This window comes from Aminicella lysinilytica (assembly GCF_004362975.1).
Classification (GTDB): domain Bacteria; phylum Bacillota; class Clostridia; order Peptostreptococcales; family Anaerovoracaceae; genus Aminicella; species Aminicella lysinilytica.
The window spans coordinates 1-7,655 of record NZ_SNXO01000060.1 but is presented as its reverse complement, the minus strand read 5'-3'; the positions used below and the strand labels follow the sequence as shown (position 1 = coordinate 7,655).

8 protein-coding genes and 1 other RNA gene are annotated in these 7,655 nt (G+C 48.1%); 5 read left to right on the top strand and 4 right to left on the bottom strand.

All coding sequences use genetic code 11. The features are described 5' to 3' along the window. Positions 1-743 precede the first annotated feature (743 nt). Entirely contained in the window at positions 744-1,673 is a 930-nt protein-coding gene (fba, locus tag EV211_RS10170; protein ID WP_133529324.1) for a class II fructose-1,6-bisphosphate aldolase, read from the bottom strand. Positions 1,674-1,736: 63 nt separating this feature from the next. Further along, the gene (locus tag EV211_RS10165; RefSeq protein ID WP_133529323.1) at positions 1,737-2,225 is read right to left on the bottom strand and encodes a hypothetical protein; all 489 of its coding nucleotides are present in this window, start codon (positions 2,223-2,225) and stop codon (positions 1,737-1,739) included. Positions 2,226-2,332: 107 nt separating this feature from the next. Here EV211_RS10165 and EV211_RS10160 point away from each other — a divergent pair, with 107 nt between their 5' ends. The 4 genes from EV211_RS10160 to smpB are packed head-to-tail and all read left to right on the top strand — an operon-like array spanning position 2,333 to position 4,960. Then, the gene (locus tag EV211_RS10160) at positions 2,333-3,292 is read left to right on the top strand and encodes an RluA family pseudouridine synthase (protein WP_133529322.1); all 960 of its coding nucleotides are present in this window, start codon (positions 2,333-2,335) and stop codon (positions 3,290-3,292) included. A gap of 39 nt (positions 3,293-3,331) precedes the next feature. Beyond that, the gene (gene lepB, locus EV211_RS10155; RefSeq protein ID WP_133529321.1) at positions 3,332-3,916 is read left to right on the top strand and encodes a signal peptidase I; all 585 of its coding nucleotides are present in this window, start codon (positions 3,332-3,334) and stop codon (positions 3,914-3,916) included. Between the two features lie 10 nt (positions 3,917-3,926). Then, on the top strand, positions 3,927-4,442 hold the full coding sequence (gene lepB, locus EV211_RS10150; protein ID WP_133529320.1) for a signal peptidase I: 516 nt from the start codon (positions 3,927-3,929) through the stop codon (positions 4,440-4,442). Between the two features lie 56 nt (positions 4,443-4,498). Then, complete coding sequence (gene smpB, locus EV211_RS10145) at positions 4,499-4,960, top strand: SsrA-binding protein SmpB (RefSeq protein ID WP_133529319.1); 462 nt, start codon at positions 4,499-4,501, stop codon at positions 4,958-4,960. Between the two features lie 123 nt (positions 4,961-5,083). Here the strand turns inward: smpB and EV211_RS11010 are convergent, their stop codons facing one another. Both EV211_RS11010 and EV211_RS10140 read right to left on the bottom strand, forming a co-directional pair. Continuing rightward, entirely contained in the window at positions 5,084-5,518 is a 435-nt protein-coding gene (locus EV211_RS11010) for an acetyl-CoA hydrolase/transferase C-terminal domain-containing protein (protein ID WP_279222032.1), read from the bottom strand. Further along, the gene (locus EV211_RS10140; protein ID WP_279222031.1) at positions 5,413-6,426 is read right to left on the bottom strand and encodes an acetyl-CoA hydrolase/transferase family protein; all 1,014 of its coding nucleotides are present in this window, start codon (positions 6,424-6,426) and stop codon (positions 5,413-5,415) included. The genes EV211_RS11010 and EV211_RS10140 overlap by 106 nt, the downstream gene beginning before the upstream one ends. A gap of 747 nt (positions 6,427-7,173) precedes the next feature. Between EV211_RS10140 and ssrA the strand changes: the two genes are divergently transcribed. Next, positions 7,174-7,532, top strand: a transfer-messenger RNA (tmRNA) gene (gene ssrA / locus EV211_RS10135). Positions 7,533-7,655 lie beyond the last annotated feature (123 nt).

Below are 7,655 nucleotides of genomic sequence, written 5' to 3'. Positions count from 1 at the left end.
ACTTCTGGTTCAAAGTGTGTCATGATGTGCTCCTTTCATAATAACTATATTTTACAAAAGTCACAGACGTATTACAACTATATTGTACCAGCTCATTTAAATTCATTTCCGCACTTATCAGTGATTCTCAGAGCATGGAGGTGCGCATATTTAAATTTCAACGATTATCCTCGCACTTATCAGCTGCTGTAGAGGGGGAAAAGTGCGTTTAAGGTCTAATCAGATAACATAAATTTCCAATTATGGATAACATGCCTAGCAGGGCGCACCTTGACATCTTGAATCAGTCCAATACGTGCGAATTTGGTTTACAATAATATATAATTCGCACTATCGTTCCGGATATTGAGCCAAGACGTGCGCGGAGGACTTTTCACCCAAACTATGATACTCACAACTTCCGAATGCCAGAATGTTCTCCAAACACATTTTCGTTGTGCTAACTCGACCGGATCAGGGAATCGTTCCGGATATGCCATATCATATAACCGTTGCGATTGCACAGTTATGCACAGATTAGCAGCTATGCATAGACCTATGCATAAAGGTACCATTGATGGAACAGTACCCTATCTGTACCGGGAGACAATTGACGGGCCGGTAGTATAGCCAGCGACGATGCATATTTGGCCCGAATTTGGGCCGGAACAAATTGGATTGGGAGCGGATACTGAGGAATGAGAACCGCTGCTAGGCCCAATAAAATACGGCATGACCGTGGTCATGCCGCACATATTACAGCCTTAGCGTCTGTTAGTCGCGTTGAGTACATCTTTGATCTTGTGGCGAACCATGCGAGTGATGGCATCGCGGCCGGGACCCAGATATTTACGCGGGTCGAATTCGGCAGGATTTTCCACCAGAACTCGTCTGACTTCAGCAGTCATGGCCAGACGCAGGTCAGTATCGATGTTTACTTTGCACACGCCGTGTTTGACAGCTTCGCGGATCATATCCTCAGGAACGCCCTGAGCGCCCGGTATGTCGCCGCCATATTCATTACATCTGTCGACGAATTCCTTCATTACAGTCGACGCTCCGTGGAGAACCAGTGGCGTGTCAGGAATCAGCGAATGGATAGTCTTCAGACGTTCGAAATCCAGATAAGGCGTACCTTTGAACTTATATGCGCCGTGACTAGTGCCGATAGCTACGGCCAGAGAGTCAACGCCTGTCTTTTCAACGAATTCAGCCGCTTCCTCAGGAACCGTGAAAGAAGCCTCGCGAGCATCAACATGGACGGCGTCTTCGACGCCGGACAGTTTGCCTAGCTCAGCCTCCACAACTACGCCGTGAGCGTGAGCATACTCCACGACCTGTTTTGTTATACGAATATTTTCCTCGAAAGGATGCTTGGAGCCATCGTACATTACCGATGTGAAGCCTCCGTCCACACAGCTTTTGCAGATCTCGAAATCTGCGCCGTGGTCCAGATGGAGAGCCAGATCAACGCCTGTATCCTCAACGGCCGCTTCCACCAGCTTTACCAGATAAACCGGCTTGGCGTACTTCCTCGCTCCGGCAGAAACCTGGAGAATCAGCGGGGCGTTCTCAGCCTGACCGGCGTCGACGATCCCCTGGATTATCTCCATATTATTAACGTTGAAAGCGCCGATAGCGTAATCACTGTTGAGCGCCTTCTTAAACATTTCAGTTGTAGTAACCAGTGCCATTTTCGTTCCTCCGTTCTGTTATATGTAATAATTAATGCAGCCAGACTCACGGGCCTTCGGCTGCTACTTCGTAACTTGCTTAGCTATAGACTTCTTGGTACTGCCTTTCTTAAAAGTAAAGGTTCCCGTCTTGATCTTGGATGGCTTGGCACCAGCGGCCTTACATGCCTTCTTGAAATCCGAATAACTGCTGAACAGTTTGACGTCTACCAGACTGTTGACTGCTCCTGTTACTGAACCACTGGCGACCTTGACCTTAACGTCCTTCGTCAGTTTACCATCCTTCCAAAGGGTGGCCGTAGTTTCGGCTGACGACTTAGATTCTGTCTTGGACTCTGTCTTGGAATCGCTCTTAGAAGATTTATCAGTAGAAGTTGAAGCCTTTTCCTGAGTTGTCGTTACCGTGCCAGAACTCTTGTCCAGAGTCTTGGGATAATCCATTATAACGTCTATGCGCCATATTATAATCAGGGCCGCGATCACCAGGATCGCAATTGCCAACCAGATATCATTAGTATCGTAAAGGAAATCCTTAAAATCCCTTTTTTTCATCTAATCCCTCCTGTTTCTATCTTTTCAACTCCAAATATTCTAACATACTTTGCCTAAAACCTCAATTAGTTTTGATTTAACGCAGTGTCTGTTGTATAATATTAACCATGATAAAGGTGGTAATAGGCGAAAACGAGGAAAATCAGCGTTTGGACAAGTTCCTGAGGAAATATCTTCCTAAGGCGTCGCTGAGTTTCATATATAAGGCCATTCGCAAGGATGTGAAGGTCAACGGCAAGCGGGCGAAAGAGGAACACATACTTCAGGCCGGCGATGAGTTGTCTCTGTACATTTCCGATGAGGAACTTGCGGACCTACGCAAGGAGCGTCGGCGGGTCAGAGCCAAGCGCCAGTTTGGCATCGCCTACGAGGACGAGAATATTCTGGTGGCCGACAAGCCCTTCGGGCTGCTGACTCACGGCGACAAGACCGAGAAGAAAAATCACCTGACCAATCAGGTCATAGATTACCTCATAGAAAAGGGCGACTACGATCCGCGGGCCGAGATGACATTTGCGCCTGCGCCTGTAAACCGCTTGGATAGAAACACCACCGGACTGGTCATATTTTGTAAAAACTATAAGACCCTGCAGACCTTTAATAAGGCCCTGCGCCAGCGGGACATGGTCAGCAAATATTACATGACCATCGTCTGCGGCCGCGTCAGCGAGACTTTGCACCTGCGTGATCAGATGACCAAGGACCAGGAGGCCAACCGCGTAAGCATTGCCACAGACGGCGGGAAAGTCATGGAAACCATAGCCAGACCTTTGCGCACAAAGGGTGACTTTACTTTGCTGGAGGTCGAGCTTGTCACGGGGCGGACCCACCAGATACGCGTGCATCTGGCCAGCTGCGGGCATCCGGTCATCGGCGACGTCAAGTACGGCAACCGGACTGTGAATAAGAATATGAAGAGGCGTTTCGGCCTGACGACACAGTTGCTTCATGCATACAAACTGAAGTTTGACGGCTGTCCCGAGGGTTACGAATATCTCAATGGCAAGGTCATAACAGCCGACCCGCCTGAGAATTTTATGAAGATAAAAAACGAATTATTTGACTAATACAGCAATCATCGTTCAGAATAGAGGGGAAAACAGAGAATGGAAAATCCAACAGAAGTTAAAGAAAAGGCACCGATAGACAAGAAGAAAGTAGCAATGGAGTGGATAAGAGATATTGTAATTGCAGTAATAATCGCGGTGGTCATCGTGCAGTTCATCAAACCGACCATCGTCAAGGAAAGTTCTATGGAACCTAACTTTTATGCGAACAATTATCTGTTCATCAATAAGATGGCCTACAAGTTTGACAAGACGCCTAAGAAGGGCGATGTAATCGTCTTCAAATCCAATCTACTGACAGAAACGGGTAAGAAGAAACTGCTCATCAAGCGCGTCATCGGAGTGCCGGGCGACGTTATCGACATCAAGGACGGTAAAGTCTATATCAACGGCAAGGAGGACGATCAGTCCTACACCATGAGCGGCGAGACTATCGGCAGTATCGACGGCCTGACCGTGCCGAAGGGGAAACTCTTCTGCATGGGCGACAACCGCGACGTGAGCATCGACAGCCGCTATGAAGAAGTTGGCTGTGTCAGCGAAAGCAAAGTAGTGGGGAAAGTGGTCTTCCGAGCCTTCCCGTTCAACAAGTTCGGGACCATCAAGAACCCGTATAATAAATGAGGAAAGAGCAATGAAGGAAATAGTTAAGGATGTAACGGTAGCATTTGTGATAGTCTTCATAATAATGCAGTTTTATGAGCCGACCCGGGTCTTCGGAATTTCCATGCAGCCGAATTTCCACGAGAAGGACTACCTGCTCCTGAGCAAAGAGGCCTACGCCAAGTCTTCGCCTAAGCGTGGAGATGTGGTGGTCTTCCAGTCCAGCCTGGTCAGCTTCAAAGGGGACAAAGAGCTGCTTATCAAGCGTGTCATCGGCCTGCCCGGTGATAAAGTCGTTATTAAGAACGGCGATGTTTACGTTAACGGCAAGCAGCAATCGGATTATTACACGGAAGATCGCTACACGGCGGGAGACATATCAGTCACTGTGCCGGAAGGCGAATATTTCTGCATGGGTGATAACAGGCAGCACAGTACAGACAGCAGGTTCAGCAGCGTTGGCTGCGTGTCATCAAGTCTTATCAAGGGTAAGGTGATCTTCAGATTTTACCCATTCAATAAAGCGGGAAAGATAAAGAGCATATAACGCAAACGCGGGCGTCGGCAGACAGTATGGGTGCCGCGCAGACTAAGGATAGAGAAATGGCAAAGAAAGATAGAAAACTAGTAGCAAATAATAAGAAAGCCCGGCATGATTATTTTATAGAAGATACTTATGAAGCGGGCATTGTCCTTACGGGCACGGAGATCAAATCCATCCGTGCCGGCAAGGTAAGTATCAAGGAAAGCTACGCCAAGATCGAAAATGGCGAGCTTATTATTTATGGCATGAACATCAGCCCCTACGAACAGGGAAACCGCTTCAACGTGGATCCTTTGCGCCCGCGTAAACTCCTTCTGCATAAGAAAGAAATCCGCAAACTCATTGGCGCTACGACATTGCAGGGACTGACAATAATCCCTTTGAACATGTATATAAATGAAAAGGGCCTTTGCAAACTCCAGATCGCCATAGCCCGCGGCAAGAAAAACTACGACAAGCGTGAGGACCTGGCCCGTAAGGACGCCAACCGTAAGATGGAACAGGCCATGAAGCGCAGATAAACTGTATTAAAAATGGCGGCCGCCCGCAGGGAGTTATCCTGCGATATCGGTCGCCGTTATTTTTTTGCCCGTGATGGACGATTGCGCATCAGCTATGCCAAGCGCCTGCCTCGGCGATCCGACTTAGCGCTGATTCGATTTGCGCCAGATGTGCTGCTCATCGGCAGCCTTGATGAGTTCTTCTCTGTACTGAGGGGCCGCGATGTTGATCAGCGATTCGGCCCGCTGCCAGGTGGTTTTGCCGGACATGAATGCAACGCCGTATTCTGTGGCGATGTACTGAGTCTGGGATCTCGGCGTCGTGATGATGTCGCCGTCGGTGAACTTGGCCTTGATAGTCGACCGTTTGTTGCCGTTTTTATCTGTGAATTCAGCAGGCATTGTCAGGAATGACCTGCCGTGGTCTGCCAGGTAAGCCCCAGTAACAAAATCCAACTGGCCGCCGGTTCCGCTTATCTGTCTGGTGCCAACGCTTTCCGAGCATACCTGACCGTGTAAAGATCCGTGGCGATGCAACCGTTGATGGAAATGAAGTGATCCAGCTCTTTGATGAGCCATGGGTCGTTGACTTTTGCCATAGGCATAGAAAGCATGCCCTGATTATAGTCCATGAAATCATAGAGATCACGGCTGCCAACGCATACCGAGTAGATTCCTTTGCCGCGGAAGACAGGCTTGGCGCTGTCGTTCATGACGCCTGATCTGTACAGATCCAGATAGCCGTCGCTCATAAGTTCCGTGTGCATACCCAGATTCTTCAGGTCGGAATTTGCGATCATGGAACCGATGGCGTTAGGCATACCGCCGATACCAAGCTGAACCGTGTCGCCGTCTTCGATAAATGGGAAGACGATCTTGGCGATTTTCTCGTCGGCTTCTGTGATGGCTGGAATCGGGAATGTTGAAGTATGGCCGTGACCTTCGACTACGGCGTCCACATCTCTGATATTTATATGATCTCTTTCCATTCCGAAAACGGTAGGCTTGTCTTCGATGACTTCCAGAATTATTCTGTCGGCGGCATCAAAAGCTTCCTGCATGCAGCTGTTGTTCAGGGAAAGGTTGAAATTGCCGTGGCGATCCATAGGCGGAACGGAAATCATGACCACATTGCATTTGGCGTAGCCACGCTCGTAGTAGGAACCTTGATCTCTGTAAAGCTGCGGCGAGAAGTATCCCGCGCCTTGGTCGATGCCGTGGCGCTCGGCCCCCGATGCGTGCCAGGTATTATATATGAAAGTTCGGTGCTCCGTGTCAGCCTGAACGGCTTCCGGGATGATCGGCGCAATGGCGCACCAGATCTTGATGTCCTCAAGCTCGTCGATGCGCTTAGCCAAAGCCTTGTCGCAGGCCGGCGCAAAGCTAGCTGTCTGGCCGTACTCGATCCAGTCGCCGCTCTGAATGAGCTGCACTGCCTCTTCCGGCGTCTTCAGTTTCTTCTTATACTCTTCGTTAAAATCGATCATTTGAATTACTGCTCCTTTTCTTGTGAAAATATTAACGCTATCTTTAATTATATACCTTCTGCAGGAAAGGTCAACCATTTGCTGGTCGGCCGGCTTGCTGGCTTCCGGTTGGGCTTCCGGCTGGGCTTCTGGGCGGCTGGGCTTCCGGTTGGGCGCCGCAATATGTGTTTTATGATAAATCGCGATTTTCACCATCATTTTTCTGAAATTTTTCAGAGCGATGGCTATATTTCGCTTCATAAGACAAAAGCTGTATTTTTATACAGCAATTATACATGATAAGTTATCCTATGATTATCATAAGACCGGCGCCGACCGTCATGAAGGACAGTCGACCGGTCGATTTGCCAGTTTATTACGCTGCAGAGTTCATTTTGTACAAGCGGCGGCAGCAAATTCAGAAAAACGACATCTTTTTTCGCCTTTTATCATAAAAGTCATATGCGCCAAACTCGACATGCGACAGATCGGCATGCATATTCGGAGTATCGGAGTGCATATTTAACAAATCATCTACTCACTTTCACAATCAATCAAAGCCCGCCTTATGGCGGGTTTTGTCACATACTTGCTCTTATCTATGTAGTATAATATGAATATAGAAATGGAAGAGAGGTTATCATATGAACAAGTTATGTTTGAAATTTTCGCTGTATTACGCCATAGCGGCAAAAGAATAAATGTTTCTTTTTTGTGAAAATAGTGTATAATACTAGTACAAGTTATAGCACAAAACATATTTTATATGGGGGTGTAAAGGTTTCGACGGGGGTATAGAAGTATCATAAGCGAGCCGTAGTCGCCAAGTCTACGTTAAAAGTGGCCGTTTTAAATATAAACGCTAAAAATAATAATAATAATTTCGCATTAGCTGCGTAAGCAGCGCGCGTGTCACCTTCAGCTTACCTGTAGACTGAAGACCTGGCATCGATTATACAGGAAAACCTTGCAGGAGTTCTCGGTACTGTAAGGGACCAACGAGATAGCAATTCCTTGAGCCTGCTGACGGGCGCCCGGAAAAGCGAAATTCAAAACATCATATGCGCTCGGAGAAAGTGATGTGGAAATATTTTCGGACAGGAGTTCGACTCTCCTCATCTCCACCAGACATCAAAGCCCGCCTTATGGCGGGTTTTGTCATGTCTGATAGGAGACGAGGAGAGTCGAACTCCGCAGGCACGAACGTCGAGAGACAGTTCAGGGAACTGTCGAACAGTGAGTGCGCCGAG

Excerpts from the sequence above, each read along its gene's own strand:
- fba (WP_133529324.1), bottom strand. The coding sequence starts at position 1,673 with ATGGCACTGGTTACTACAACTGAAATGTTTAAGAAGGCGCTCAACAGT.
- EV211_RS10165 (WP_133529323.1), bottom strand. The coding sequence starts at position 2,225 with ATGAAAAAAAGGGATTTTAAGGATTTCCTTTACGATACTAATGATATC.
- EV211_RS10160 (WP_133529322.1), top strand. The coding sequence starts at position 2,333 with ATGATAAAGGTGGTAATAGGCGAAAACGAGGAAAATCAGCGTTTGGAC.
- lepB (WP_133529321.1), top strand. The coding sequence starts at position 3,332 with ATGGAAAATCCAACAGAAGTTAAAGAAAAGGCACCGATAGACAAGAAG.
- lepB (WP_133529320.1), top strand. The coding sequence starts at position 3,927 with ATGAAGGAAATAGTTAAGGATGTAACGGTAGCATTTGTGATAGTCTTC.
- smpB (WP_133529319.1), top strand. The coding sequence starts at position 4,499 with ATGGCAAAGAAAGATAGAAAACTAGTAGCAAATAATAAGAAAGCCCGG.
- EV211_RS11010 (WP_279222032.1), bottom strand. The coding sequence starts at position 5,518 with ATGGCTCATCAAAGAGCTGGATCACTTCATTTCCATCAACGGTTGCAT.
- EV211_RS10140 (WP_279222031.1), bottom strand. The coding sequence starts at position 6,426 with ATGATCGATTTTAACGAAGAGTATAAGAAGAAACTGAAGACGCCGGAA.